Below are 26,854 nucleotides of genomic sequence, written 5' to 3' on the forward strand. Positions count from 1 at the left end.
ATTCCACGAGTTTTAATGGATGGCTTTCATATATTTTCTTTTGCATTTAACATCTTGTTCTTCATCAATTAAACGCTCCGCAATTTTTAGTAGCTTCGGGTCTTTCGTCTCATCGAATAGCTTTTTAAAGGATACAATAATATCATAGCGTATTAATGTCGGGTGCTTTTCATCTAAGCATATTTGAAATCTTTTCGCCAAATATGAAACGACTAAATCTCTTTGTACCTGCCCTGCTAAGCCTATTTTCCAAATTGCCTGCAAAGTATGCCTCGCAGTTACTGTTTTTTCATCATACGTTACTGCCCAAATCTTTAAAAAGTCCTCCAAAACCCTTTCTTCAGGATCACTTTTTGCTGCCAATGCGCATAAAAATTGTGCAGCACTTGCACGCACATGTCCATTTTTGTATGTAAGTGCCTGAACAAGTTGTTCCCAAACTGAATATGTCCAATCAACTGGTTCCTGCATAATTTTCATTAATTCTTCATATGATTTGTATTGAATATCACGGTCACGCTCTGTTAAATTACTAAAAAGTTGCAAAATCTCTTTTTCCATAATTCATCCCTACCTTTATTGTTTCAGAACGAAAAAAACTTTTAGATCACTTAACTTAATTTGCGTAAAGAAGGAGAGTCTATAAATAATTTAAATACTAGGAAACTTTTTTAGGTTAATTATGGTGCACTCTTTTAGAGTCAAATCTCTTCAAACAACGATGGTAAATATGTATTAAAATTACAGGTTCTTTTCTTTACATAGTAAACGTTATCTTAATTTCTATTATTCGTTGCTTCACTACTCCACAACTTAAGTCGCAAATTTTAAATTTCAATGCAAGCTTCCTAATTACATATTTCAAAATTATCAGAAACGCAACTCAATATGCAAGGAAACGTTTCTTTTGACTATATGAAGTCACATTTACTCGTCAGCTTTATTATTGGAGGTGTCACACTTACTGGCCTACTATTTATCCAACTTAAATTCGCAAGCTATAACAATCATTTTATGGATAATTGATGCCATTCTTTTCTTCGCTTCCATTATCATTTTAGTGGCCAGGGCTTTATCACCTATTAGTAGTAAATATGTCTACTTATGTAAAATTTATTTATCCTAGATGTTATTTTACTCATTATTCGTCGAGTAGTCGAGCCTAAATTAATGGGTAACCATATCAGTTTATTCACTTTACTACATGCAGTGTTGTAGGTTTTCAGTTATTTGGCATGATGAATTTAGCGTTTGAGGTGGGTGAAACGCTATAAACCAATCACCCATCAAATAATAAAAAAGATCATCTTTGTAATTTTTTTTTTACAAAGATGACCTTTTTGTTATTTAAATCGTCTATAGAATAGTAAGGCTTATTGAATGCGACCGAAGCCTACTAAATATTGATTCCACCAATCAAGTGATTCAACGACAACACCTTTATTTTGAGCATCGATCATCGTGTTGTTTCCTAAGTAAATACCTACATGCGCTACGCCTGAACCATAGCTGAAGAATACTAGGTCACCTACACGTGCTTCACTTGCTGAAATACGTTGTGTTGCTAAATATTGTTGTGACGCTGTACGTGGTAAAGATACGCCCGCTTGTTTGTAAGACCACTGCACAAGACCTGAACAGTCAAATCCTGTCGATGGGTTACTGCCGCCCCATACATAGCTACGGCCAAGGAATTGCTTCGCAGTTGAAATAGCATCGCCTGAAGATGCAGCGCCTGATCCTGAACCAATAACGATTTTTTGTGATGATTTTCCATTGTTAGCGTTGTTATTGCTAACGTTATTGTCACTGTTATTATTGTTGTTTGTTGCTTGTACAACTGGAGTAGCTGCTTGAAGTGCACGTAAACGAGCTGCTTCTTCCTCTGCTTTTTTACGTTCTGCTTCTAAACGTTCTTCTTCTTGTTTCGTTGCAATTTGTGCCTTTAATGCAAGAGATTTTGCTTCGTTCTCAGCTTTTTTTACTTCCATTTCGCTTTCCTTTTGTTGAAGCTCTTGGAATTGCTTTTGAAGCTCTTGTTGTTTTTCGTCTAATGTTGCTTTTTGTTTCTCTAAATTAGCCTTATCTGCTTCTTGTTGATCTACTAATTCTTGGTCAGCATCCATTAATGTTTTTACCGCTACGACACGGTCCATTAAATCTGCAAGGCTTTTTGCTTCAAGAACAGCGTTTAAATAAACACCCACAGTACTATCTTGAGCTTGGTATGCAGCCATACGATCACTTAAAATCGTTGAACGTTGCTCAATACGTTTTTTAGTATCTACAATGTTTGCATCAACTTCTTTAATATCTGCTTGTACTTGGTTAAATACTTTTACTTTTTCATCGATCTCTTTTTGTAAATTAGTTAATTCTTCTTGTAGCTTTTTAACTTCTGCATCTATTTTCGTTTTCTTATCAATCATTTGTTGAGATGTTTCTTCTGCGTGCACTACGGTTGGTTGAACTGTATTAAATAATAAGCCGCCAGCTAGTGCTAATGCTAACACCATCGACTTACGCCATTTATTGCGCTTTCCCACGTTACTCTTTCCCTTCACTAGTCAATTTCGCTCTTTGTATTTTAATGTAATCACTGGAACGATTTCTTGTGTTTTATCTTATATTTTATTAGCCTTTTAAAGTTTAGCATTAATAGCATAACTTTTATACTAATTCACGTCTTTTTAATCGTTTAGTAAAACTCGAAACATTCTTGTAACATTCACGTAAATTCTACGATATTCTACAAAATTATGTTTTCTTCTACAAAACAACCTATTTTAACTATTTTCCCAATAGACCTATCTGCATTTTTGTAATGTTTTTGTAATATTTCTCAAGAACGCTTTTAAAATTTTAGTAGGAGGGAGTGATTAACTCCCGACCTCTCACACCACCGTACTTACGGTTCCGTATACGACGGTTCAATTAAGATGAATAACGCAAAGTTTTGTAACGAAATTGCAGACTTTTCTGCCCTTCGCTTTCCCAATAGGAATTGCCGAGGGTTCTGTGTAATATGAGGCTTTTTGAGATGTACCAGTATCCTTTTCGGGTATTTCCCCATTCGTATGCTTTTCTATATGGACTTTTAAACGAATGAGATTTCTGACTCTTCTTCGGTGTTCGGGACTTGCACCCTATAGTTCATGCGCATGCCGGGTGCACATAAAAAAAGGTAAAGGAATATTTCCTCTACCTTAGTTTGCCGACAAAATAAATGCGTTTCAATAAACAAAGGTTGATTTTCACTCCACTCGAGCTCATCCCGCAGGAGTCACCACTCTCCGTGAAATATCAACAGCTCTTTATTATTAGTATGAATAGACAAGCTATCAAGAATAGCTTATGTCAACAGTCTGAGATAAGTGAACATTTCCCCTACCTATTGCTTCATAGAACGTAAAGCTTGAATAGAAAGGCGTACTAAAAGAATGGCACATAGAAATAATCCTAAGTATGCAGCTGTATTTAAGTAAACAGCATATGAATCACGAATAAATTGTGAGATTGCTAAAAGTGCTACAGAAATAATGCCAAAGGTAATACCAACGAGAAGTAAGACGAAGCGGGAAAACAGATTTGTAATAAAACGAGCATTATCCTCATCCGAAAAAACATCGTGATGTAAAATAATTTTTCCGCTCTCCACCCGTTTAATAAGTTGGTCAACTCGTCTTGGCATTTTGCGCAATGTCGGAATAAGCATTGCTAATTCTTCTTGCAATCGTTCCTTTGTTGCCATCGGTTCTTTAAATGGCTTCAATAAAGATGCTCGCATATAGGCGGATGAAAAATCTTTCGCTTCCGTAAAAATATCAAAACTTGGGTCAATTACTCGTAATGTCCCATCCAGTGTTACTAATGAACGTAGTGCTAAACCTACTGCCGGATAGAAAGCAAGACCGAAATCACGAACAACCATAAATAACGCATGTATTAATTCCTCTGTTGGAATTCGATCCACGTAAGAAATTTTCAAGAGAATTTGATTAATGGCTTGCTCCATCTTCGCACGGTCTGCATGATCAGCATTTTCAACCAATAATGTTAAGCCGTCATATAAAACACTTGAATCATTTAGCTGAATCCCCATTAAAAATAGCTTCAGGCCTTCTTGTTGTGTAGCGCCCAAACGGCCAACAGCTCCAAAATCAAGCAGTATCGGTGTGCCATCCATCTCATCAATATGAATATTTCCCGGATGCGGATCTGCATGAAATATACCCGAAAGAAGCATCTGCTCAAAGAAAGAATATAAAACAGTCTGGGCAAACTGCCTACGGTCACTTTCTAAATGATTAAATTCAGCCGTAGCATTAGCAACACTTTTCCCGCATACATATTCCATAACAATAATATTTTCATAACAATATTCTGTATAGATTTTAGGAATCCTCACCTTATAATCGCTTTTGGCAAGAGCATTCGTCACCTGTAATGTATTACGAGCCTCAATATCTAAATGAACTTCCTCGCGTAACCCATCTGCAAATCCTTTTGCAAGCTCTCGAAAACCAAGTGACTCAGCCCAGGTAGACTTGTTCGAAAGCCAATTAGCAAATTCCTCTAATATTTCAAGGTCATCTCGCATAATCCCCTTCACTTCTGGACGCAGTAGCTTCACCACGACTTCATCAAAATTTTTCAATCGCGCCTTATGTACTTGTCCAATAGATGCTGCCGCAATAGGCTCCATTTGAAAGCTTGCAAATATTTCATTCATAGGCTTCGGAAGTGTATCTTCTAAAATTTGTGTTACCTGCTCTGACGGTAAAGGCTTCACACCATGTTGTAACCTCTCTAACTCGTCAATAAAGATAGGCGAAAATAGTTCCTTACGAGTAGAAAGAACCTGGCCAAATTTAACAAATATCCCACCGCATTGCTCCAAAGTTACCCTTAAAGCAACGGCAAGTTCCTTTTCATTTTCTCGTTGTCGTGCATATTTAATCGTTTGGACAACGCCATTTGTCACAGCTATTTTTAACACCTGACGCAAGCGCTTTTGTTGGCGCCAGTAGCTACGAAGGCGCATGAATAAATTTTTTTGCCCATTACGACGATCTCTAGCCGTAATACCACTTGGATCGAAAAGCTCAAAAACGAGATAGAGTAGCATCGAAATCAGTAGCATGCTACCAATCCAAATAAGTGTACTAACCTCTGTCACTGTTTGCATCATCGGTTCATATAAAAAATCTGTATGGCGCAAATAGGTATACCAGTAAACAAAGGACGTTAGCGTCACACTAATGACTACAGAAAGAACCCTACGAACAAAATTAATGTTTGAACCAATTAATCGACCACTTACAAAATAAATAAGCCCTAATACAACAATGATTTGGATTAAAAATTTTAAAAAAATAATCAACAGTGTCACCTCCGACGCTACTTCCTAATACTGCTAGTATAACAAAATACGACCTGTACTTCTGTATAGAACCCATAACCTGAGAAATAGTTACTTTAATAAAAGGCGTGGTTTTATAATAGTATCTTTTTTTTGCATTGAGTTACCATCCATAGCTTAAAAATATAATCTCCCACCTTAATTCTAAAATTCAGCTCATCACCATAACGTGTAGTTGATTTCCTTTCCGACTTTAAAAGATACCGTGCATATATACAATCTCAGATGTAGATTGCCATCTTTAGATAAAAAAATACCTTTAGACAAAAATTATCTAAAGGTAAATCGAAAAGTATATTATTTCCACAATGGGCTAATCCCTCTTCATTCTAATTAGCGGAAAGCACTTGCTCCCAATTTATTGTGCCGTTTTTAACTTGCTCCCGTTTTTCTTTATTCATAATATCATTAGGACGTCCACCTTTAGGCCAATCTTTATCATGATTTTTCCATTCAGGTCGATCCTGCGATAAAATAAAGGCTGCTAAATCAGCGGCATCTTGATCTGTCAAAGTACCAGCTGCACCGACTGGCATATTATTTTTGATGTAGCCAGCCATTTTCGACATTCTCGCCATCCCCGCTCCATCATTGAAAGAGTTCTCACCCCATAATGCCGGACCTGTATTAGCACCATTACCTGAGCCATCAGCTGCGTGACAGGCAATACACGACTGGGCATATACTTCTTCACCTTTCGTAACGTCCGGTATTGGAACGTTCTTCATAGTACTTGTACCTACCCATTCACGTTCTGCTCCGATAGGTACACCTTCTGAAATATAGGCAAAGTATGAGACCATCGCTTCTAACTCTTTGCTATTCATGTCAAATTTCTTACCGTTCATACTGCGAACCATACAACCGTTAATACGCTCCTCTATCGTTACAATATCACCTGAGCGTGCAATATATTGAGGATAATTCGCCGTAACTCCAACTAATGACGAAACTTGCTCATCGTAACCTGCCCCTGCATGACAGCTTGTGCAAGACAATTGATTCCCAACATATTCTTCTGCAGCAACATGTGTATTATTTACAAGCTCATAACCGTATAAAATTGCTTCCTTCATAGGTCCATCAGGTACTTCTTCCATGCTTGGTGGTGCATAGACAACTGACTGAGCAGCTGCTGTTGTTGGTACTTTTGTCTGTACAGCGGCTTCATTACTTTCTCCTTTAGCATCGCCTAAAATTTTGTCGCTAATGGCTGCCCCAACAAAAAGTGTTCCTGCTAACAGTATTGTCCCCGCTATTCCTGCTACTATAGGTTTCATCTACAATACCCCCCTTTGTATAATTACCTATATTTTAGCAAAATAGCATATTTTTCGATGTGACTTTTCTCACACCTCTCGTAAATAGAACCTTTTAGAGGAGAAAATTATAAATTTTCTTGTTCTATAACACATTAAACGAGACTTAATACCTCTTGTAGTATGTATAACATCCTGATCTAATTAATTTCACCTTGGCGTAATTGTAGCTGTCGCTTTACTTTCGCTACAGAAAACATTGCTGCTGACACTTCGCTTTCGCACAGAAATAATTCGCTGAATGAAGATAAAAATGCCGAGCACAGCATTGTACTCAGCATTTTATCGTCCCACTATAATTTACATTCACCATCAGCACAAATAGCTTCACCATCACCTACCATCTTTAATACCGGCTGAATACCTGCTATCTCTGCTGCTTGATGCAAAGTTCGTACAAAAACCTCATTCGGCTCTGCACCTTTAATACCGTAACGATTTTCAAAAACAAAGAATGGAACACTTTGTACACCTAACTGTTGGGCATCATATCGATCTTTGTCTAAAGCTTCACTGAAGTCGTTTGATGTTAGAACATCCTTCGCAACTTCAACATCTAAGTCTAAATTTCTAATTACTTCCAACAAAAACATATCATCGTTTAAGTCTTTTCCTTCCGTAAAATAACCACTCATAAGCTCTTCCGTATAGGCCAATTCTTTATCAAACTGCCTTGTCCATTTTGCCAATCGATGAGCTTTTTCAGTATGGGCTGTTTTCATATCTCCAAAATTGTAATGCAAGCCAACCTCTTCAGCCCGTATAGCTATATCCTGAGTTATTTTCTTTACTTCTTCTATAGTTGAGTCATATTTTGCAGCCATACCTTCATATAGAGTTGGTGCATCTTTCTTAGGTGTTTCCGAACCAATTTGATATGCTTTGTATTCAATTTCTACCTGCCCTGAATAACCCGCTAAGTCAATAGCACGTTCCAATTCTCGTTTGCCAATATAGCAGAACGGACATGTAAAATCCGAAAAAATCTCAATTTTCATTTACGATTGCCTCCTACAATATATTCATCCAAATTTTAATAGCAGTTGCCAATATAAGCACTGCTAAAATAGCTTGTAAAATTTTTGTATTTAATTTCTTCCCTACTCTTGCACCTAATGGAGCAGCTATTAGGCTAGCTATAATCATAATGAATGCAGGATAATAATTAACTTGTCCTGTCATCAATTTTCCGATTGTCCCGCCAATTGAGGATATAAAGGTAATAGCAAGGCTTGAAGCTATTGTCATACGTGTCGGTATACCTAATACTACTAGCATTATAGGTACTAACAAGAAACCACCAGCTGCCCCAACAATTCCCGATCCAATACCAACAATAAACGCTAAAATGGCTGCTATCGGTTTATTAAACGTTACCTCATCTAAAGGTTTGTCGTCAATTTGCTTCTTAGGAATAAACATCATCACTGCAGCAATCAACGCCAATACACCATAAACGATGTTAACTCCCACTTCAGATAAAAATTTGGAACCATAACTACCAACGAAACTTCCAGCTAATACAGCACCACCCATATATATAATCAACGATTTATTTAAATAACCACCTTTTCGATATGCCCATACCCCAGCAAAAGAGGCAAAAAGCACTTCTACTGCACTAATACCTGATACCTCATGTGCTGAAAATGCTGCAAAACCAAGTAAAGGTGGGATATATAATAACATTGGATATTTAATAATTGCTCCGCCAATTCCTAGCATACCTGATACAAACGAACCTACAAAGCCAATTAAAAATATTGTAATGATCCATGCCAAATCCATACTTTCCCTTCTTTCTGGTTACTTCACTAAGGACTAATATTAAATGAAAGGAGGGTTGTTCTACCTTCAAATAGAAGAGACAACCCCCACCAGTCTTAAGCTTTCTGAATAAAGAATGTAATGACACCAGCATCTTCAGATTTGTCTAAAATTGCATGACCACCTGCTTTTACCCAAGCAGGGATGTCCGCTAGAGCCCCCTTATCTGTTACTTGAACCTCTAAAATTTCCCCTGAAGCTAATGTATCTATCGCTTTTTTTGTTTTCACTATAGGCATCGGACAAGATAAACCCTTTGCGTCTAGTTGTAAGTTTGATTTCATATTTTTCTCCTTTGGAACGGCAAAGGTTGTAAGCGATTTTGCCGGTTCTGTTTGTTTTTTCACGACTTTACGAAGGATGAGCGCCTTCGCTTCGCGGTATTTACACGCTATAACCATGCATGCGTAATCATTGCATTTCAACATATTTTATAACTATCGAACTGCGCAGCGATTCGGACCAATCTCCATCTCTGTTTGCTCATCCTGCGTTGGGGTAATCTTCCCCATATTTACTCGACGAATTTCTTGATATGCATTTGGCTGCGGAGGCAAATGCTCTGTTACGACACTTCGGAATTCCGCTTCATCTTTAATATTTAAGCCGTGATTTTCGGCAAATAATTGCCCAAGATGTTTTGCTACAGTCCCATCTTCATTTAGTTCATCAATAATCATAAAATGAGCCGGTAAAACTATTAAATCATCCGATAATTCTCTGTATCGTTTGTACAGCGTTTCGCGTAAATCACCAACCCAGTCTTCTGCAAGACCCGCCAAATCAGGACGTCCAATTGAATCAATAAATAAAATATCTCCAGTTAATAAATACTTGCTGTCCACAACAAATGACGTTGAACCAATTGTATGACCAGGCGAATAAATCGCTCCTACATCAATTTTAGAGGCGCCAACTTGTACAGTTGTTCCGTCAAGCAAAGGTGTATAGTCAAACACAACCTCTTCGGCATCTTTTGGCGGTAAATAATAAGTCGCACCAGTAGTAGCTGCTATGTGTCGACCACCAGAAATATGATCAGCATGTAAATGTGTATCGAACACATATTTAATTGTTACGTTTTTCTCTTCTGCAAAGCTTGTGAATGCGTCTGTAAAACGTACAGCATCGATAATCGCTGCTTCACCCTCAGAAATGACCATATAAGAAAGGCAACCCTTCCCTAAACGCACAAATTGATAAAGTTCACCACCACCTGTTAAATCTCCAACTTTAATCGGTTCTAAATATTCACTCCACGTTTTCATTCCACCTTCTAAATAAGCCACAGTACGTCCTGCTTCTGATAACATCTCAGCCACCATCAGCGATGAACCTTCTTTCGCACAAACGACTAACACATCTTTATCAGCTGGAATCTTCGGTAAAATATCCTCTACGCCGTCTAACAGCTCAAAATACGGAATATTAAGGTATTCAAATTTATGGCCATCAATTTTCCAATCTTCGAATGCATCTGCATTTCGAACATCTAAAATAAATAATTCTTCATTATTAATTACTTTTTTCGCTACCTGCACTGCACTCCATTTTAAAACTGACACTCTTATTACCCCCCAAGGTATTGTTTTGTTGATTTTTTTAGCGGAAAGGTTGCCCTCTCCGCCTGTATTGTTAGTTTAGCTTCAAATTAATTAGAATGTTAATGACGGTGCTGCATCTTTTGCAAACTCTAAGAACGTCACAGCTCCCCCAACCTCAATACCTTCAACAAAATCATCTGTCGTTAAACCCATTACATCCATAGTCATCTGACACGCAATAAATTTCACACCTAATTCCTGTGCCATTTCCACTAATTGCGGAATTGCTGGTACATTAGCTTTAGCAAACCCTTCTGCAAAATGCTCCGCTCCCGCAGGCATAGGTAATGCATGCATTCCTTGTTTATGAATTAAATTCAACCCTTCGAATGTAAAGAAGATAGCTACTTCTTTCTCTGTAGCCGCCGCTGCTGTTGCAATATTGAACACCTTATACGCATCGAAAAGACCACCGTTACTTGCAATTATCGCTACTTTATTTGACATAATAATATCCCCCTAAATGTTATTTATTAAATTACCTTCCCAGGATGTCATACCTGGCAGAACGTTAAATACCTTTGTAAAGCCATGCGCTACAAGCTTTTGAGCAGCTAAATCACTACGCTTCCCAGATCTACAAACGACATAAATCTCTTGCTCTTTATTAAGTTCAGAAAGGCGTGCTTCTAGCTCTCCCATCGGAATAGACTTTGCTCCCTCGATGTGACCAAAAGCAAACTCTGCCTCCTCACGAACATCGAGAATCAGACCTTCCCGTCGCACTACCTCTTCTAACTCAATTATTTGTTCAAATGCTTGCTCATCCATCGTGTCGTCAGAACATTTGCGAATGTAATGTTTAAGCACACTTTCTTCTTCCACTGTCCCAATATATTGATGACCTACAGATTCAGCCCACGCAGCAATATCCGCTTTAGAACCCTTATCTGTTGCCGATACTTCTAAAATTTGGCCATCTACTAAATCAGCCATCGCCTTTTTCGTTTTAACAATTGGCATAGGACAAGAAAGCCCCTTGGCATCTAGCTGAAAATCTACCTTAATACTCATAACTTCCTCCCTCATACCTATATGGGTATTATTTTAACTAAAAAAATATAGCCACGTTACAGGTTTCCATGCATCCCCTTATTTTACTTCACCCTCCCAAGCGAGCATGCCACCAACCATGTTGGAAACATCGAAGCCTTGGCTTTCTAAAAACTGAGTAGCACTGCCACTACGACCACCTGATCGACAGACCATAATATATGATTCATTTTTATTTAGCTCATGCATACGAAATTCAAGTAAGCCAAGTGGAATATGAATAATGCCAGGAATGTGTCCTGCCTCTACTTCATCTACTTCACGTACGTCGATTAAATGTAATGCCTGACCTTGCTCTAAAGCTTGTTGTACTTCCTTGACCGAAACTTCTTTCATGTTATTCTCCTCCTAATACGCGCTCATGCCTCCGCGGACATTTGTTACACGTTCAAATCCTTGTTTTTTTAATTGCTTACATGCCTGACTACTACGCATGCCGCTTTGGCAAATGACAACGATCTCTTTATCCTTTGGTAATTTGTCAAAACCAGAACCGAGCGGAATATTTTTGAATTGCGGGATATTTCGCCCCTTATATTCAACTGGTGTACGCACATCAATAAAAACTTTATCCTTATCATTTAGAATATTTTTCAATTGTGCCGCTGAAATTGACTGTACTCCTTTCGTCGGCTTCATTCGCCAAACGAAAAATGCTATAACAACAGCAAGTATAATCCATGTTTCCAAGTAATACTGCCTCCTCACACATACTATTTAGGGTATATAAAATTTATCTACTTTTCACGACTAAATCCACCGCTTCTTGGATGGCCGCATTCACTTTTTCTGCATCCCCTTCAGCCGTCGTTACACATTCCAATAAATTTTCACTAACAATTACTCCGATAGTCCGATCAACCGCAGAACGCACGGCAGATAGCTGTGTAATCACATCTTTACAGTTTTTTTCTTCTTCCATCATGCGCAAAACACCACGCAATTGACCTTCTATTCGCTTCACTCGATTTGCTGTTTTTGTACCGTAAGCCATACTGTTCACGCCTCCTTTCGAAACGATTGATTGAACTTGCTTACGAGATTCATAATATACCCCATTAGGTATAATGTCAACATGAAAGTCCTAATTTTTTCTTACACATAGTTACAATGTTCTTTTCCTGTTGTATCAACGTTTTATCTAGTCAATTTCAGGTTATTCTCCTCATCTTCTTTTCTTTCTTTTAATCGGTAATGCCACAGGACGTGGCGTTCTTAAACTGAGCTCTCCTATTTCATCGGGTGTTTGGACAGCCGATGAAATAAGTTAAAATCTAATGACTTTTTCATACCTATGTACACAAAAACCCCTGCTACAAGTGCAGAAAACTGCTTCTCATAACAAGGGTTCATATATTTATTTATTTTGCTAATTGCATTGCTGGACCAAAGAATTCAAAATGAATTTTTTCGTCTTTCACGCCAATCTCATGTAAATTTTCAATAACAGCTTCCATAAAGCCTACAGGTCCACATACGTAAACATCTGCATTATTGGCTATTTTTTCAGCTAATAATTCTTTTGAGATTTTCTTATCTTCATCCGAATATAATGCTGTGTATGTTGCATTCGGAAGAACATTTACTTTCTTTTGAATGTCATCACTAAATGCTACAACTTTTTCATTGCGTGCACACTGGATAAAGCTCACTTCATTTGTCGCATCATCTTTTAGTGATTGCAGCATACTGTTTAATGGTGTTACACCAATACCACCGCTTACAAATGCAATTGGAGCAGAAGTTTCTTCTAAGACAAATAGCCCTGCTGGAGCACTAACATCCACTAAATCTCCCACTTCTAATACGTCGTGAATAAAGTTAGATACTTTACCATTTGGCGTATGATCGCTTTCACGTTTTACTGAAATGCGGTAGCTACCTTCTCCACTTGCTTGCGAAAGCGTATATTGACGGTTCATTAAATATTCTTCGCCTGGTACTTTCACACGGATACTGATATATTGACCCGGCTCATAAGCTGGTAGAGGTGAACCATCTTCATTTTCAAAGTAAATAGATGTAACAAGATCACTTTCTACTACTTTTTTCGCCACTTTCAATGATTTAAATAAGCGCCATCCGCCATTACGCTCAGCTTTTTGATATAGCTCTTCTTCTACTTGAATAAAGATATCCGCAATGACACCATATGCTTCAGCCCAAGCATTAATGATGTCATCTGTTGCTGCATCACCTAGCACTTCTTTAATCGCTTTTAGTAAATTTTCTCCTACAATTGGATAGTGCTCAGGTAAAATACCTAGACTACGGTGTTTATGAGCAATTAACATCACCGCTGGTAAAATAGCTTCTAAATTTTCAATATGAACTGCAGCTGCATAAACTGTGTTTGCTAATGCTGTTTGCTGACGACCTTTTTCTTGATTTGTATGGTTAAAAATATTTAATAATTCTGGATGAGCTTGAAACATATTTTTGTAAAACGTTTTAGTAATCTCCACTCCATGAACTTCTAATACAGGAACTGTCGCTTTAATAATTTGTACTGTTTCTTGTTTTAACATATCGCTTACCACCCTTTCGTGATTACAATATAACGCTTTGTTTTTTTAAAAGCAATATATAAAATACATCTTTAACAAAATGGACATAATTAATGTATTTCAAATACATCTTTTAAAAAGTATTGAATTTATAATACTTCAAGGTAAAAATGCTATAATTATTTTGAACCATAGAAAGTAGGGTGTTCTTATGCGCTTAACTTTATACACAGATTATTCTCTTCGAACACTCATATACCTGGGTGCGAAGGAAGAAGGCCAACTATCAACTATCCAAGAAATTTCTGATGCTTATAATATATCGAAAAACCATTTAATGAAGGTGACACATCAGCTCGGACTACTAGGTTACATAGAAACCATTCGTGGACGAGGCGGCGGTATACGTTTAGCAATTGACCCAAAAACCATCACAATTGGTGAAATAGTGCGTCATACAGAAGAGGATTTTCATCTTGTCGAGTGCTTCGACAAAGAAAATAATCTTTGTAAAATTGCTCCAGAATGTCAGCTAAAAGGCGTATTATACGAAGCACTACAAGCCTATTTAGCCGTCCTAGATCGCTATACTCTAGATGATTTTTTACATTCGAAAGAAAAGTTGATGGCATTGTTGCTTGGCGAATAAAAATACCCGCACAACACTAGTTGGACGGGTATTTTTTATGTCTATATTATTTTATAATGCCTTTGAAAAGAAAATCATATCTAGTGCACGAATTCCATTTTCATAAATTGGCTCTGGATAATTGCTGAAAAAATCTTTTTCAATTGCTTCCATACGAAAACCTGCTTTTTGATAGAATGCAATATTATCAATACTAGAATTTGCAGTTCCAACTCTTATCGTTTTATATCCTTGAGATTGACAAACTGTTGTTATTTGTCGCAGCGCTTCCTTCCCAAGCCCTTTACCTTGATACTTTGGTACGATCGCAATATTTTTCAACTCTACTGTTGCATCAGACTGTGCAAGAAGTAAAGCTACACCCGCTAACTGATCACCACATTTAATCTCGTATAATTCACCGTCATTTAAATATTCTCGAACAGCGACTTCACTTTCATCAGCTAATAATAATTGTTGTAAATAGTCTTCTCGCACACCTTCCACTTTCTTTAAGGCTGTACGATATCGAACAAAATCTTCGCGCTCAAAAACATTTAAAACACATGGCTGCTTTTCTTTAACCTCTAGCCACGAATGCTCCTGCGGATAATCATTTTCTACTCCTAATCGAATAAAAGACAACTTCTCCTGAGCCTTTTGTGAACGGATATTAACCTTTCTAGCTCCTGCAAAAACACGCTCTAACCCTAACTCAAAGAATGCAATATCTAAAATTGCAATTTTTGATTGAAGATTATAGCCTTTTCCCCAAAATTCATAGCCTAGCCATGAACCAATATGACAGCTTTTTTTATTGTGATCAATAAACATTAACGCCGTCACACCAATAAGTTGTCCTTCCTCATCTAAGACAACACGAGGAACTGTCTTTCCAGCCTCTTCATCCACACATTCACGTTTAATAAAATTTATCGTATCTTCCACCTTGCCAGCAGGTAACCCTAGTGCATCTCGAACCTGTGGCATGGAAGACAGCGCATGCATTGCTTCAGCATATTTTATGTCTTGCCTCACTAAAGTTACTGCCATATTCTATTCTCCTTTTAACATAATTACGCCTTGTTTCATCCTCTACTAACATAATGATTTCATCCACTATTTATATATATTTCTTTTGAAATTCAATTATACGTTAATTGCCAGGATACACCGAAGCGATCCTGAATCCAGGCAAATTTCTTAGAAAACCCATAATTATTAAGTGGCATTAACGCTTGTCCACCCTCTAAAATTTGAGCAACTAGACTGTCGATTTCTTCTTCAGACTCACATTCCATAAAAATAGAAGTTGACGGTGTAAATGTAAAGTTATGCTGTATTACACTATCATTCACCATCATTTTCAAACCTTTTAAATTAAGAACAGCCATCGCAACCTGTTGTGAGTTTTCCATATAAGTTAAGCTTTCCACCTGTAATTCTGAAAACCATTGTTGATATTGCTGAATAGCTTCATTGGCTTGTCCCTGAAACATTAAAAATGTAGTAGCACTTTTCATGTGTTTAACTCCCCTTCATATTTTGTAATCCATTGTACTGGTGTCATTTTCGAAACAAGCTCTCCAATTAATTCATACGGAATATTTTTAGTGCTTGTAAAACGAATACAGCTTTTCCCCATATTGAGTTTTGTCGGCACTCGTTTCGCATATTCCTCCTGGAACCACGAGAGTAACGCCTGATCTGCATAAATGCCCATATGATAAACTGCAATATGACGTTTTTGTGCAGCAAGACTTATAAAGGGCAAGGGAGTATTGGGTGTGACATGATAGCCCTTCGGATAAGTAGATAGTGGGACAACATAGCTTACCATGTCATAATACATACTCTCTTCAAACCCCTCTGGTAAATTGCTTTCTACCACTTCCACAAGATTGGCAAAACTCTCTCGCCATTTTTCATCCACTTGTTCAATATATGTGTTCTTCATACTCTGCCCTCTTTTCAACATATGAATCCTAATTCGTTGCTAACCCTCTATTTTATTTCACAAGATAGGCTAATGAAGGATTACCAATTACAATGAATATAGTATCATTTAAAAGAATCAATAAAGTTTCTTTGTTATTTATGCTTTACCTTCTGCCTTTGCTTTTCGATATAGTTCCTTTGTTTTGTAGCCTAATCTAATAATTTCACGCATCTCCTCTAAACGTGCTACCTGCGTCTCTTCCTTTTTCGCACTATAGATATAACGTGCCCAGTCCTTTTGATAACCCGGTGTTAATCCATCATAAAATGCTAAATCATCTGGATTTTCTGCAAGTGATTCACGCAATTGAGGAATCATACCTTCATAGTCACTAACACACTGACTACTCGCTGTCTTTTTCTTGCCGCGTCCCTTACCATCTCTCTTTATGCTTAATATAGAAAATGTCTCATCTAATGACATAAGACTTGCAAATTTATAATCACTGCCAACAATGTATTTTTCCTCGTCCACTTGAATTGCTGGGAAGATTTCATCGCGATGGATAAACTGTTCATACTTTTTGTTCCCCTTTTTCGGATAAACAAAAAATAAATAACCTTGTTCCGCAAGAGTGTTTAACTTTAGTATATTTTGTAAATGCGTTACCATTTCATCAATATTAAACACAAAGGCAATTATTCGATCATGAGGTGCATTTCCTGCTTGGGATATTCCCTCTAGTATCAGATCCTGTGGTTGATTATGAATTGCAACGGACAGTTCATCCTTCATTTTAAATTTCTTTAGCATAGCTTTGACACCTCTTCTAATTATCAATACAATTTTCTCTTGGTTTTGATAGTATAGCTGATTTAGTGCAATTTTCGTACAAAAAAACGCTCGAATTTTCTCGAGCGTTCAAGGTTTACAATAACTTAATCAATCTCGCTACAAAAAACATTTTTAGCTGACGCTTCGCTTTCGCTACAAAAAACATTTGCTGAATGAAGATAAGTTACTTTATTTTTGTAGTCGCCACTATTCCTTTAATAATCGGAATAGCTGTTGCAATTAGCACTATTGGTAGGAACCACCCACCAAGGCTCACTGCCTCCCCAAGGGCAATTCGTACCATTTGGAATGATATAGCTGCAAATAAAATTAGACAGAGGTTTTTTATTTCATTTAATAGTTTTCGGCTATTTAAATAAAATGCCTCTACATTACTTTCATTTAAACGTGCTGGGTAATTATGCATTTGCGGAGCTTTTTCAAGTAGCCCAAGCAAAATCCATAGAAATATTCCGATAAACGGCACGATGAGTACCTCTATTTTTGAACCCCAACGATCAACTTCTCCCGCACCATTAAAATGACCTGGAATCTCCTCGGGTAGTTTGCCCCACATTACAAAAATATAAAGAATGGACAGTACAAATAACCCGCCACCGATATAGTCCCAAATCTTTTCATATGTCGTTTTCGGTAATTTCAAAATTGGCCTATACATCTTCCCACATCCTTGCTTATTCCTTTATTAATTTACGTACTACAGTTCATTAAGTTTCAAATTTATGTAAATTGTCATAATTGTTTGTGATCTATATGTAACTATCCACTTTCACGTACAGTAAAATAGCAATTTAATCTGCTTTTTTTATCATCTTTTCTACAATTTACTTCCTTTTTAATCTTATTAATTATAGTTAAAATACTCATAATACTTTGTAAAATTCATATAATCTGATATAAATGGTATATACATATTTCATTTTTTTGTAACATTTCTACTAAAATGCTGAGAAAGGAAACAACAACTATGCGATTTACTATCTACAAGAAATTAATACTCGGTTTTTTTATCGTTATTTTAGTATTAGTCGGCACAATTGGGTTAAATTTCAAACAACTTAATTCCGTAAACGAGAACTATCGTGTGTTACTTGAAGAACAAACAACTAAATCTATTGGTATTCAAGAGCTTCGTGCAATTGCTAAACAAGAAATTGTAAATATGAGAGGCTATCTATTACTTGGGGACAAGCAAAATTTTCAAAGTAATCAGGCGTCACGTGAAGAATTTAAAAAGAAATATGATGAATTAAAGGCATCGTTCGATTCTAAAAAATCCATTGAATTATTAGATGCAATCAATAAAAGTGAGCAAGATGTACAACAGTTCGCAGATCGAATGTTTTCATTAAAGGCTGCAGGAGAAATTGAGCAATATGAAAAGCTCGATAGCTCACAAGGCCGCCTAATTAATAAACAATTCGATGAACGTGTAGCTAACCTTGCAAACTACCAAGATGAATATATAAAAGGAAAAATCGCTGCTGCATCAAAAGAAATTCAATCCATTAAAGTCCAAATGATTATTCTCGGCGTGTTTGCTGTTGTCATTAGTCTGATAATTGCAATTGTCATGGGAAGCCTTATTTCCCGCCCTATCAAAGGTATGGCAAAGACTGCGAAAAAGATTGCTGAGGGCGATTTAACAACTGAGCAAATTCACATTAAGAATCGTGATGAAGTAGGTGATTTAGCACTGGCCTTTAATCAAATGGCGGTAAATTTAAAGGATCTTATTACAAATGTACGTCATAACACTGTGCAAGTAAGTGGTTCTGCTGCTGAATTAACCGCAAGTGCCGAGCAAACAATCCAAGCGACAGAACAAATTACTTCCTCTATACAAGAAGTTGCAAGTGGCTCCGAAGCTCAAGGCAAAAATGCAACTGAAAGCTCAGTAGCTATGAAAACTATGACAAAAGGCATTCAACAATTGGCTGCGACTACAGCTGCCGTTTCAGAGCTTGCTATAGAGACAAATACTGAAGCTAATAAAGGAAATGAATCGCTACATCGAGTTATTACTCAGATGGACACGATTAATTCAGCGGTTTTAGAATCTGCTAGCGTTGTGAAAAATTTAGAAAACCACTCTGTTGAAATTGGGAATATTATTGGTCTCATTACGGATATCGCAGAGCAAACAAATTTACTAGCACTGAATGCTGCAATTGAGGCAGCACGTGCAGGGGATCATGGTCGTGGCTTTGCAGTAGTTGCAGATGAAGTGAAGAAATTAGCTGAACAATCTAAGAAATCTGCTGAACAAATTGCAACTCTGATTTCAGAAATCCAACAAAATACGAACCGTGCCGTCACTGTGATGGATGCTGGTACACAAGAAGTACAAGTGGGTATGCAAGTTGTAAACGTAGCTGAGGAAGGCTTCTCAAAAATCGTTGAGCTGATTGAACAAGTATCCAAGCAAATTCAAGAAGCAACGACAGTTTCTGAGGAAATGTCATCAAGTGCTGAACAAATTTACGCATCCTTCGATGAAATTGCAACAATTGCACAAATGTCTTCTTCAAATCTACAAAATGTAGCTTCTGCTTCTGAGGAACAATTAGCGACTATTGAAGAAGTGGCCGCTTCTGCTGCTACACTATCAAACATGGCTGAGGAATTGCAATCACAGGTTTCGCGTTTTAAAGTGGAGTAAAATGTTAAAAGTAGGCGTTCAGTATTGATTAACATTACAACCCTTAACCCAGATTTATTAACGAAATAATAGCATTAATTTCAAGATTACCAAAATCAATATTTGTTGATTATCAAACATATTTTGATAATCTATTTCATTGACAAATTAACTTTTTATAAAAATCCTCCCAACTTGTAATTAAATACAAGTTGGGAGGAAACTTACTTTTCTTTATCCTCATTGCCTAAGATTTTCTTTTTAAAAACCAAAATAGTATAGCTAATATGACAAGAATAATTGGTGTTAATCCAATATATTTAATAGTATTTACTGCTCCTAAAAAATAATATGCTACAGGCAAAAATGTAATTGTACTTATCAGCGTAAAAATCCAAGACTTTTTAAAAATCCCCATTATTAATGTGACAACCGAAATGAAAAATGAAAGCTGCCAAAGGAATAAAATTGTGTTAGAATCCGTCAAATTGTCTTCTCCTTTTTAAAACACCCATTTTAATTGAGAGAAAAATGATTCAATACTGAACAGTAGCATTAGAAACTAATCACTTAAAGCCTCTTATTTGTACTTTTCATTTAACGTATTTAACATGTCAATTACTGCAGTCTCGTCACTTAGTACTTGTAAGGACGCAAGCTCATGTACTTTATGGTCACCCACACAAATGCTTTCTTTCGCCTTTACAAACATGGATGCATCGTTCGCATCATTCCCAAACGCGATAAACCCACCTTCAGCGACACCTAATTTCATTAAGCCATTCCATTTATCAATGCCATTCGGGCTCATATCGACAATATTTTCTGACGTATGTTCATACACTGATATCGGTAACCTCTGTAATTCAGCCAATATTTCTTTATGTTGCTCTCCAGGAAATAAAACAATTTTTACGATATCATTTAACTCATGGAATGACACATTTTTCGCAAGCTTTAATGGATCTAAATTTTGATAAATTGGATGTGTCTCACTACCTGTATACGCATAATCCCAATCACCGTCTACTAAATAAGGCAGTTGAAAAGCTGAAATAATGTTTTGAATCTCTTCTACAATTTCTGTTGTAAATGCTGTTACCTCAACAATTTCTCCGTTTCGTGCAACAAATGCACCATTTCCCCCTACCATTGGAAATTTCCTCATTGTTTCAGGTAATACAGGCAATAAATCACGAATCGGACGAGCTGATGCAAAAATAATTTCATGCCCATTATGTATACAAGCTTCTAGAGCATTTGTAATTCCTTCACTTAATGGTTGACCCTTAAAACAAATCGTACCGTCTAAATCAAATACAAATTTCATAGTCATGCCTTCTTTCTAAACTATTAATTACCCATTTATTATCTCATAAATATTTACATTGATTGTGAAAATTAATAGTTATTACTATACCGTGGGGTTGATTTCCTTCCAACTGGGCACTTTCCTAGTGATGCCCAATGAGCCAAAATTAAGAGTGTTTTTTTCATTATGATCGATTTTATAATAAATTATTGAACACCCTATAATACAGAAAAAAAATAATTTTTAGAATTTTATTGACAATTCAAAGATATCCAAGTATTATTGCTTTCAACAACACATTGTAGGCCAAGATTGGAAATAGTAGAAATGCAAGTGTACTTGTAGAGAGTCGGTGGTTGGTGCAAACCGATAGGCACACATTTTGAACTCGTCCATGAGCCACTCCCTGAACCTTGAGTAAGGGACGTCGGTTTCCTCCGTTAACAGGATAGACAGTGATAGCTGTCGATAAGGGGACTTTTTCTGTAAGGAGAAGGTCAATTAGAGTGGTACCGCGAGCATAAACTCGTCTCTATATTTTTATATAGAGGCGGGTTTTTTTGTTTTTATTTTTATTGGCCTAGGTGTAGATTTCGTCTCTATTGTGCAAGGCTGAGACATTATCAATATAATGACAACTACAACAAAAGGAGTGTTTGGAAATGGGAAGAAAAATTTGGGTGTTTGATACAACTTTACGTGACGGCGAGCAAGTGCCAGGTGCAAAACTGAATTTATACGAAAAAGTAGAGATTGCTCAGCAACTCAAAAAATTAGGCGTCGATATTATCGAGGCTGGTTTCCCTGCTTCATCACAAGGAGATTTTGATGCAGTTAAAGCAGTCGCACAAAAAGTTGGTAATACAAATGACATTATGATTACCGCTTTAGCCCGTGCCGTACAGGCAGATATTGATGCTGTTTATAACGCTGTAAAATACGCTGAAAATCCGATGATTCATATGGTGCTTGGTACTTCTGACATCCATGTTGAGAAAAAATTTAGTAAATCCAAGGATCAAATTCTACAAATTGGCGTTGATGCAGTAAAATATGCGAAAACTCTTCTACCACAAGTCCAATATTCAACAGAAGATGCATCTCGTTCAGATTTCGAGTATCTTTGGAAAACAATTGAGGCCGTGATGAAGGCTGGTGCAACGATGATTAATGTACCTGACACAGTCGGCTTTGCAGAGCCAGAAGAATTTGGAGCCATGATTTATAAACTAAATGAGCGTATGAAAAACCTAGACGATAGCGTTTTGTTGAGTGTTCATTGCCATAATGATCTTGGTATGGCTACTGCGAACACACTAGCTGCGATTAAAAACGGCGCTGATAAAGTAGAATGTACAATTAACGGCATTGGCGAGCGCGCAGGAAATGCAGCATTAGAAGAAGTCGTCATGGCGTTGAAAACGCGTAGCTCTGTATACAATGCTGAGACACGTATCAACACAAGAGAAATTATGAATACGTCTCGTCTTGTTTCAAGCTTTATGGGCTTAGACGTACAAGTAAACAAAGCGATTACTGGAGATAATGCTTTTGCCCATTCCTCTGGTATCCATCAAGACGGTCTTCTTAAATCTCGTGATGCCTATGAAATTGTACATCCAGAAGATGTTGGTCTTGACGATATGGAGTTAGTCCTTACAGCTCGCTCTGGGCGTCACGCGGTGAAAAATGCCCTTGAAAAACTTGGCTTTTCTAATCTTTCAGCGGATGAATTTGAAGGAATCTTTGAAGGCTTCTTAAAGCTTGCAGACGCAAAGAAAGAAGTTTACGATCACGATTTATATGTTATTGTTGAAAGCTATTATGAAAAACATGACGCAAACAATGCTAATGCCACTCATTATAGTGATCAGTTCTTTGACTTCGACGATTTACAAGTCGTCAGCAACGCAAGCTTCCCTTCAGCAAGTGTGAGAGTACGTAAAGGTGACGAGATATTTAAAGCAAGTGCGGTTGGCTCAGGTCCAATTGATGCCCTATATTCAGCCATCGCAGAAATTACAAACATTGATGTGAAACTTGTAGAGTATAATATCAATAGCGTTTCGCGCGGTAAAGAAGCGCTTGGTAAAGTAAAAATCACAATCGAGCATGACGGTGAAAAATATATCGCAAAAGCTGCAGATACAGATATTTTAAAAGCGAGTGCGCTAGCTTATATTAATGCTATCAATAGTATTGTTGTTGCTAAATTAACGCCTGTTATGAACTAATTAAATAGTTAAAAGCAGTATGACAATATTGAGTCATACTGCTTTTATTTTCGCTAGCGGCTGCCCTCCACCAACTTTTGATATTCCTCTTCAATCAATTCAACATCAAGACGTTCAAAAAGTGGTGTCACTTGACTAATGCTTGTTGGTAAATCCACTTGCTCATGCCACATCACTTCATCGATTCCTAACATTTTTCTCACCTTCTCAGCTGAAAACGGTAAAAATGGATGTAACAGCTGTCCAAGGTTAGCAACAATGTACACACACGTTGCTAGTGTTCGATTTCCAGCTTCCACATTCTCTTTCACCTGTAGCCATGGCTGCTGCTCGTCAAAATAGCGATTTGCCGCACGAATATATTCAAAAATAGCCTCTAAAGCTTGTTTAAGATGACCCGCTTCTATATGAATCCCAACATCATTAAACAGCTGAATCGTTTGTTTTCGGATAGTGTCATCTACCTCGGCATGAGGCACTTGACGATCAAATGATTTTTCTAAAAACTTCAATGTTCGATTAACAAAATTACCGTAAGCGCCAAGTAATTCGCCATTATGACTATAAATAAATTCTCGCCAAGAGAAATCAGTATCGCGATTTTCTGGTGCATTCATTGTTAAAAAATAACGAATAGAATCTGCATCGTATCGACTCAAAATATAAGGCACCCATACCGCCCAGTTTTGGCTCGTCGATAACTTTCGTTTTTCTAATGTTAAATATTCATTTGATACTATATGTGTAGGTAAGGCCTTCGCTCCTATCCCCATAAGAATTGCTGGCCATATAACTGTATGAAACGGAATATTATCCTTACCATGCACATAATACGAAATCGTTTCTTCATTCCATAAATCTTCAATCGCTATTTGATGTTGCTTCGCCCATTCAATACTCGCTGTAAAGTAACCTGCTACAGCTTCAATCCACACATATATTTTTTTGCCTTCAAAACCTGGTACGGGCACATCTATACCATTTGGTAAGTCTCTTGTTACAGCGCGGTCCGGAACCCCTTCTGCCAAGTAACGTTCTGTTAAACCTAGAGCATTGTCTCGCCAAAGTTTTTCCGCCTTTGCCTCCGCTAAATAAGTCTCCAGCCTCCCTTGAAACTGACTAAATGCAAAATAGAAGTGCTCTGTCTCCCTGATAATTGGCTCATTCCCACAAATTTTACAACGTTTATCGATTAAATCGAGTGGGTCTAAAATTGTTGAGCAATTATCACATTGGTCACCACGTGCCTTCGCTCCACAGTTTGGACAAATCCCCTCTACAAATCGGTCCGGCAAAAACTGCTTGTCAGTTTCACAATATGCTTGTTCAATTTTCTTTTTGTATAAAAAATTGTTCGCTAATAGCTGCAAAAAAATTGTTTGAACAGATTCATGATGATGCTGAGCGTCGGTTCTCGTATACAAATCATAGGTAAATCCTAAATCATTGAAGCATCTTGAAAACTCCTCATGATAATGATTAGCAATTGCTTCCGTTGTCGTATTTTCCTGTGCAGCCCGAATAGAAATCGGTGTACCATTACAATCACTTCCCGAAACATATAAAATCTTCTCGCCCTTTTGGCGGTAATATCTAGCCAAAATATCACCTGGTAATAATGCGGCAACATGGCCTAAATGCAAAGAACCATTTGCATATGGCCACGCTCCTCCAATAACGATCGTCATCCTAAGTTGCTCCCCTCAAAAAAAAATGTAAATCAATTGCGCCTCGGCGTAATCGCCGTCTGGATTTTGAATTGTGCTAGCACAATTCTTCCTTTTAAAATCCATGACATCCGCCGGAGGCTTTATCTTCATTCAGGCAAGTCCTGAATGAAGATAAAAAAAACGCCCTAATCAAAATTGATTAGGACGAGTATACCCGTGTTACCACCTATATTTACAAATAGCTCACACTATTTGCCTCCATCAGTACGTCTCATCTTAAAAGAAGCGAAAGATACTGCCGCTGTTGTAACGAGTGCCCATCTCGTCGTAATCTACTCGCAAACTTGCTTTCGGTACGAAGCTCAAAGGTCATTTTCAAAAGGGGGCATTTACCTCATTTCCACCAACAGAGGCTCTCTATATAATGCTTATCCAATTTACTTTTCCTTATCAACGCTTTTACTATAGATTGGCATCATTTTACACTTTTTCCTTATGAATTGCAATGAATGTCGATAAATGACTGAAAATTTCCGATAAACCATTCATAGTTCTCGATAAAATGAAAAGGTTGGTGGATCAAATAGAAAATGTAGTCGATAAAACTTTATCCTAGCTTCAAATAGAGTAACTCATTTAAATTATTAATGACGATGTCTGCTTTTTCTAATTCCGTTTCTTGCGCGAAGTCAAAGCGAACGCCAACTGAGAGTAGCTGATTGTCAATAGCTGCCTGAATATCAGAAGAACGGTCACCAACAACTGCTCCGTGTTGAATAGCATTTTCCTTAATGACCTTTTTCACTAAATCCGATTTATGACCACTGGAAATAGACTGAATGCTATATGTACCTTTGATAAAACGCTGTAATTGATAAGTTTCTACTATTGCTTGTAAATACTCAACTTGTCCATTACTCGCTATGAATAAATGATAGTTTTCTGCCAAAGCCTCAAGTGTTTGCTCTGCATTTGGATACAATGCGCCCTGGCGATTACGTATTTGTTCAATCAGCTTAACATGGAATAATGCATTGCTTTCTTCTCGCGTCTCTAGCGTGTGTATAGGGCATAACGTTTCCCAGACAACAGGTAATGGAACCCCCATAATTTCGCGGTATTTCTCTATTGGTGTTTCTCCCTGCCACAAGCCCTTTGCCCGCAATACATCGAACGTTGCCGATAGTGCTGGCTCTAATATAAGATTTGTTTGAAATAAAGTACCATCCATATCAAAAATAATAGCTTTTTTCATAAGATCACCCCTTCTAAATATTAACAAATTCATTAGAAGAGTTGTTGCATCTATTTGACATCAAAAAACTCCATATGCGTTTTTTCCTTTTTATAGTAATCTAATCGATCCTGTAAAGTCCCTGTATGAAATTCGAATTTATGACCGTCTGGATCCGTAAAGTAAATCGATTTTTTATCTCGTACATCTCTTTGTCTACCTTCCAGAATGTTGACATTATGATGGACTAGCTTTTCATACACTTTGTAAAAATCATCCTCCTGGATTGAAAACGCTATATGTGTATAAGATTGATGTATGTCTTTGCGCGGAATATCTTTTTCTACATTAAGAGCAAGCCACAGCCCATTTACATCAAAATAGGCTGTGCTTTTACCCTTCACTAATAATTTTGCGTCAAAAACCTTTTCATAGAATGCAATGGATTCATCTAAATTTGAAACTGAAAATAATAAATGATTTATGTTTTGAATTGTCATGCGTATGCCCCCAACTTTGAAATCGCTGACAGAAGTGTGATTATCGCTGATAAACTGTTTAAAATCGATGATAAATTCCATTCCACCGCTGATAAAACCTTCAATTCCG

At 37.2% G+C, this 26,854-nt stretch carries 28 protein-coding genes and 2 other annotated features; of the genes, 3 read left to right on the top strand and 25 right to left on the bottom strand.

The genetic code is table 11. From position 1 onward, the window contains the following. Positions 1–12: 12 nt before the first annotated feature. The 15 genes from ACQKNC_RS12050 to hmpA form a co-directional block, all read right to left on the bottom strand. On the bottom strand, positions 13–561 hold the full coding sequence (locus ACQKNC_RS12050) for a hypothetical protein (RefSeq protein WP_427425087.1): 549 nt from the start codon (positions 559–561) through the stop codon (positions 13–15). Positions 562–1,373: 812 nt separating this feature from the next. Then, positions 1,374–2,546, bottom strand: coding sequence for an NlpC/P60 family protein (locus tag ACQKNC_RS12055; protein ID WP_427425088.1), 1,173 nt, complete (start codon positions 2,544–2,546; stop codon positions 1,374–1,376). A gap of 845 nt (positions 2,547–3,391) precedes the next feature. Then, a complete protein-coding gene (locus ACQKNC_RS12060) occupies positions 3,392–5,380 on the bottom strand; it encodes an ABC1 kinase family protein (protein ID WP_427425222.1) in 1,989 nt (662 codons plus the stop codon). 371 nt (positions 5,381–5,751) lie between these two features. Continuing rightward, positions 5,752–6,702, bottom strand: coding sequence for a c-type cytochrome (locus ACQKNC_RS12065; RefSeq protein ID WP_427425089.1), 951 nt, complete (start codon positions 6,700–6,702; stop codon positions 5,752–5,754). Between the two features lie 179 nt (positions 6,703–6,881). Continuing rightward, complete coding sequence (locus ACQKNC_RS12070) at positions 6,882–7,022, bottom strand: hypothetical protein (protein WP_427425090.1); 141 nt, start codon at positions 7,020–7,022, stop codon at positions 6,882–6,884. Between the two features lie 12 nt (positions 7,023–7,034). Then, entirely contained in the window at positions 7,035–7,739 is a 705-nt protein-coding gene (locus tag ACQKNC_RS12075; protein WP_427425091.1) for a DsbA family oxidoreductase, read from the bottom strand. Between the two features lie 13 nt (positions 7,740–7,752). After that, positions 7,753–8,529: a sulfite exporter TauE/SafE family protein gene (locus ACQKNC_RS12080; protein ID WP_427425092.1), complete on the bottom strand. Its 777-nt coding sequence runs from the start codon at positions 8,527–8,529 to the stop codon at positions 7,753–7,755. Between the two features lie 95 nt (positions 8,530–8,624). Next, positions 8,625–8,852: a sulfurtransferase TusA family protein gene (locus ACQKNC_RS12085; RefSeq protein ID WP_049663237.1), complete on the bottom strand. Its 228-nt coding sequence runs from the start codon at positions 8,850–8,852 to the stop codon at positions 8,625–8,627. 153 nt (positions 8,853–9,005) lie between these two features. Continuing rightward, positions 9,006–10,133, bottom strand: coding sequence for an MBL fold metallo-hydrolase (locus ACQKNC_RS12090; RefSeq protein WP_427425093.1), 1,128 nt, complete (start codon positions 10,131–10,133; stop codon positions 9,006–9,008). 90 nt (positions 10,134–10,223) lie between these two features. Next, positions 10,224–10,619, bottom strand: coding sequence for a DsrE/DsrF/DrsH-like family protein (locus ACQKNC_RS12095; RefSeq protein ID WP_427425094.1), 396 nt, complete (start codon positions 10,617–10,619; stop codon positions 10,224–10,226). Between the two features lie 12 nt (positions 10,620–10,631). After that, positions 10,632–11,186 carry a sulfurtransferase TusA family protein gene (locus ACQKNC_RS12100; protein WP_427425095.1) on the bottom strand — a complete coding sequence of 185 codons (555 nt, stop codon included), beginning with the start codon at positions 11,184–11,186 and terminating at the stop codon, positions 10,632–10,634. Between the two features lie 78 nt (positions 11,187–11,264). Then, positions 11,265–11,561 (bottom strand): rhodanese-like domain-containing protein, encoded by a 297-nt coding sequence (locus tag ACQKNC_RS12105; RefSeq protein ID WP_427425096.1) that lies wholly within the window; start codon positions 11,559–11,561, stop codon positions 11,265–11,267. Positions 11,562–11,573: 12 nt separating this feature from the next. Next, positions 11,574–11,915, bottom strand: a complete 342-nt coding sequence (locus ACQKNC_RS12110) for a rhodanese-like domain-containing protein (RefSeq protein ID WP_427425097.1) — start codon at positions 11,913–11,915, stop codon at positions 11,574–11,576. 43 nt (positions 11,916–11,958) lie between these two features. After that, on the bottom strand, positions 11,959–12,219 hold the full coding sequence (locus ACQKNC_RS12115; protein ID WP_427425098.1) for a metal-sensitive transcriptional regulator: 261 nt from the start codon (positions 12,217–12,219) through the stop codon (positions 11,959–11,961). Between the two features lie 367 nt (positions 12,220–12,586). Beyond that, positions 12,587–13,753, bottom strand: coding sequence for an NO-inducible flavohemoprotein (gene hmpA, locus ACQKNC_RS12120; protein WP_427425099.1), 1,167 nt, complete (start codon positions 13,751–13,753; stop codon positions 12,587–12,589). 190 nt (positions 13,754–13,943) lie between these two features. On the opposite strand from hmpA, the gene ACQKNC_RS12125 reads away from it, so the two are divergent. Further along, positions 13,944–14,381, top strand: a complete 438-nt coding sequence (locus ACQKNC_RS12125) for an Rrf2 family transcriptional regulator (protein WP_427425100.1) — start codon at positions 13,944–13,946, stop codon at positions 14,379–14,381. A 51-nt stretch (positions 14,382–14,432) separates the two neighbouring features. Here ACQKNC_RS12125 and ACQKNC_RS12130 read toward each other — a convergent pair whose 3' ends face one another. The 5 genes from ACQKNC_RS12130 to ACQKNC_RS12150 form a co-directional block, all read right to left on the bottom strand. Continuing rightward, positions 14,433–15,413: a GNAT family N-acetyltransferase gene (locus ACQKNC_RS12130; RefSeq protein ID WP_427425101.1), complete on the bottom strand. Its 981-nt coding sequence runs from the start codon at positions 15,411–15,413 to the stop codon at positions 14,433–14,435. A 92-nt stretch (positions 15,414–15,505) separates the two neighbouring features. Then, entirely contained in the window at positions 15,506–15,883 is a 378-nt protein-coding gene (locus tag ACQKNC_RS12135) for a VOC family protein (RefSeq protein WP_427425102.1), read from the bottom strand. Continuing rightward, on the bottom strand, positions 15,880–16,317 hold the full coding sequence (locus tag ACQKNC_RS12140; RefSeq protein WP_427425103.1) for a DUF1801 domain-containing protein: 438 nt from the start codon (positions 16,315–16,317) through the stop codon (positions 15,880–15,882). The genes ACQKNC_RS12135 and ACQKNC_RS12140 overlap by 4 nt, the downstream gene beginning before the upstream one ends. 138 nt (positions 16,318–16,455) lie before the next feature. Further along, positions 16,456–17,112 carry a YdeI/OmpD-associated family protein gene (locus ACQKNC_RS12145; protein WP_427425104.1) on the bottom strand — a complete coding sequence of 219 codons (657 nt, stop codon included), beginning with the start codon at positions 17,110–17,112 and terminating at the stop codon, positions 16,456–16,458. A 205-nt stretch (positions 17,113–17,317) separates the two neighbouring features. Next, entirely contained in the window at positions 17,318–17,812 is a 495-nt protein-coding gene (locus tag ACQKNC_RS12150; protein WP_427425105.1) for a DUF1648 domain-containing protein, read from the bottom strand. 309 nt (positions 17,813–18,121) lie between these two features. Between ACQKNC_RS12150 and ACQKNC_RS12155 the strand changes: the two genes are divergently transcribed. Further along, on the top strand, positions 18,122–19,816 hold the full coding sequence (locus ACQKNC_RS12155) for a methyl-accepting chemotaxis protein (protein ID WP_427425106.1): 1,695 nt from the start codon (positions 18,122–18,124) through the stop codon (positions 19,814–19,816). Positions 19,817–20,042: 226 nt separating this feature from the next. Here the strand turns inward: ACQKNC_RS12155 and ACQKNC_RS12160 are convergent, their stop codons facing one another. Continuing rightward, complete coding sequence (locus ACQKNC_RS12160; protein ID WP_427425107.1) at positions 20,043–20,282, bottom strand: hypothetical protein; 240 nt, start codon at positions 20,280–20,282, stop codon at positions 20,043–20,045. A gap of 93 nt (positions 20,283–20,375) precedes the next feature. Further along, on the bottom strand, positions 20,376–21,125 hold the full coding sequence (locus tag ACQKNC_RS12165) for an HAD-IIB family hydrolase (protein WP_427425108.1): 750 nt from the start codon (positions 21,123–21,125) through the stop codon (positions 20,376–20,378). Between the two features lie 281 nt (positions 21,126–21,406). Further along, positions 21,407–21,644: a binding site (T-box leader), on the top strand. 125 nt (positions 21,645–21,769) lie between these two features. Between ACQKNC_RS12165 and ACQKNC_RS12170 the strand changes: the two genes are divergently transcribed. After that, positions 21,770–23,341, top strand: coding sequence for a 2-isopropylmalate synthase (locus tag ACQKNC_RS12170; RefSeq protein WP_427425109.1), 1,572 nt, complete (start codon positions 21,770–21,772; stop codon positions 23,339–23,341). A 53-nt stretch (positions 23,342–23,394) separates the two neighbouring features. Here the strand turns inward: ACQKNC_RS12170 and metG are convergent, their stop codons facing one another. The 3 genes from metG to fosM form a co-directional block, all read right to left on the bottom strand. Beyond that, on the bottom strand, positions 23,395–25,029 hold the full coding sequence (gene metG / locus ACQKNC_RS12175) for a methionine--tRNA ligase (protein ID WP_427425110.1): 1,635 nt from the start codon (positions 25,027–25,029) through the stop codon (positions 23,395–23,397). A gap of 179 nt (positions 25,030–25,208) precedes the next feature. Further along, positions 25,209–25,474: a binding site (T-box leader), on the bottom strand. Positions 25,475–25,618: 144 nt separating this feature from the next. Continuing rightward, positions 25,619–26,266 carry an HAD hydrolase-like protein gene (locus tag ACQKNC_RS12180; RefSeq protein WP_427425111.1) on the bottom strand — a complete coding sequence of 216 codons (648 nt, stop codon included), beginning with the start codon at positions 26,264–26,266 and terminating at the stop codon, positions 25,619–25,621. A gap of 50 nt (positions 26,267–26,316) precedes the next feature. Then, positions 26,317–26,745: a FosM family fosfomycin resistance protein gene (gene fosM / locus ACQKNC_RS12185; RefSeq protein ID WP_427425112.1), complete on the bottom strand. Its 429-nt coding sequence runs from the start codon at positions 26,743–26,745 to the stop codon at positions 26,317–26,319. Positions 26,746–26,854: the final 109 nt, after the last annotated feature.

This window comes from Lysinibacillus sp. NPDC094177, from assembly GCF_050279145.1.
Lineage (GTDB): Bacteria > Bacillota > Bacilli > Bacillales_A > Planococcaceae > Lysinibacillus.

What these genes read in the sequence shown, in the direction of transcription:
- ACQKNC_RS12050 (WP_427425087.1), bottom strand. Translation starts at nt 561, where the DNA reads ATGGAAAAAGAGATTTTGCAACTTTTTAGTAATTTAACAGAGCGTGAC.
- ACQKNC_RS12065 (WP_427425089.1), bottom strand. Translation starts at nt 6,702, where the DNA reads ATGAAACCTATAGTAGCAGGAATAGCGGGGACAATACTGTTAGCAGGA.
- ACQKNC_RS12070 (WP_427425090.1), bottom strand. Translation starts at nt 7,022, where the DNA reads ATGCTGAGTACAATGCTGTGCTCGGCATTTTTATCTTCATTCAGCGAA.
- ACQKNC_RS12075 (WP_427425091.1), bottom strand. Translation starts at nt 7,739, where the DNA reads ATGAAAATTGAGATTTTTTCGGATTTTACATGTCCGTTCTGCTATATT.
- ACQKNC_RS12080 (WP_427425092.1), bottom strand. Translation starts at nt 8,529, where the DNA reads ATGGATTTGGCATGGATCATTACAATATTTTTAATTGGCTTTGTAGGT.
- ACQKNC_RS12085 (WP_049663237.1), bottom strand. Translation starts at nt 8,852, where the DNA reads ATGAAATCAAACTTACAACTAGACGCAAAGGGTTTATCTTGTCCGATG.
- ACQKNC_RS12095 (WP_427425094.1), bottom strand. Translation starts at nt 10,619, where the DNA reads ATGTCAAATAAAGTAGCGATAATTGCAAGTAACGGTGGTCTTTTCGAT.
- ACQKNC_RS12100 (WP_427425095.1), bottom strand. Translation starts at nt 11,186, where the DNA reads ATGAGTATTAAGGTAGATTTTCAGCTAGATGCCAAGGGGCTTTCTTGT.
- ACQKNC_RS12105 (WP_427425096.1), bottom strand. Translation starts at nt 11,561, where the DNA reads ATGAAAGAAGTTTCGGTCAAGGAAGTACAACAAGCTTTAGAGCAAGGT.
- ACQKNC_RS12115 (WP_427425098.1), bottom strand. Translation starts at nt 12,219, where the DNA reads ATGGCTTACGGTACAAAAACAGCAAATCGAGTGAAGCGAATAGAAGGT.
- hmpA (WP_427425099.1), bottom strand. Translation starts at nt 13,753, where the DNA reads ATGTTAAAACAAGAAACAGTACAAATTATTAAAGCGACAGTTCCTGTA.
- ACQKNC_RS12125 (WP_427425100.1), top strand. Translation starts at nt 13,944, where the DNA reads ATGCGCTTAACTTTATACACAGATTATTCTCTTCGAACACTCATATAC.
- ACQKNC_RS12130 (WP_427425101.1), bottom strand. Translation starts at nt 15,413, where the DNA reads ATGGCAGTAACTTTAGTGAGGCAAGACATAAAATATGCTGAAGCAATG.
- ACQKNC_RS12135 (WP_427425102.1), bottom strand. Translation starts at nt 15,883, where the DNA reads ATGAAAAGTGCTACTACATTTTTAATGTTTCAGGGACAAGCCAATGAA.
- ACQKNC_RS12140 (WP_427425103.1), bottom strand. Translation starts at nt 16,317, where the DNA reads ATGAAGAACACATATATTGAACAAGTGGATGAAAAATGGCGAGAGAGT.
- ACQKNC_RS12145 (WP_427425104.1), bottom strand. Translation starts at nt 17,112, where the DNA reads ATGCTAAAGAAATTTAAAATGAAGGATGAACTGTCCGTTGCAATTCAT.
- ACQKNC_RS12150 (WP_427425105.1), bottom strand. Translation starts at nt 17,812, where the DNA reads ATGTATAGGCCAATTTTGAAATTACCGAAAACGACATATGAAAAGATT.
- ACQKNC_RS12155 (WP_427425106.1), top strand. Translation starts at nt 18,122, where the DNA reads ATGCGATTTACTATCTACAAGAAATTAATACTCGGTTTTTTTATCGTT.
- ACQKNC_RS12165 (WP_427425108.1), bottom strand. Translation starts at nt 21,125, where the DNA reads ATGAAATTTGTATTTGATTTAGACGGTACGATTTGTTTTAAGGGTCAA.
- ACQKNC_RS12170 (WP_427425109.1), top strand. Translation starts at nt 21,770, where the DNA reads ATGGGAAGAAAAATTTGGGTGTTTGATACAACTTTACGTGACGGCGAG.
- metG (WP_427425110.1), bottom strand. Translation starts at nt 25,029, where the DNA reads ATGACGATCGTTATTGGAGGAGCGTGGCCATATGCAAATGGTTCTTTG.
- ACQKNC_RS12180 (WP_427425111.1), bottom strand. Translation starts at nt 26,266, where the DNA reads ATGAAAAAAGCTATTATTTTTGATATGGATGGTACTTTATTTCAAACA.
- fosM (WP_427425112.1), bottom strand. Translation starts at nt 26,745, where the DNA reads ATGACAATTCAAAACATAAATCATTTATTATTTTCAGTTTCAAATTTA.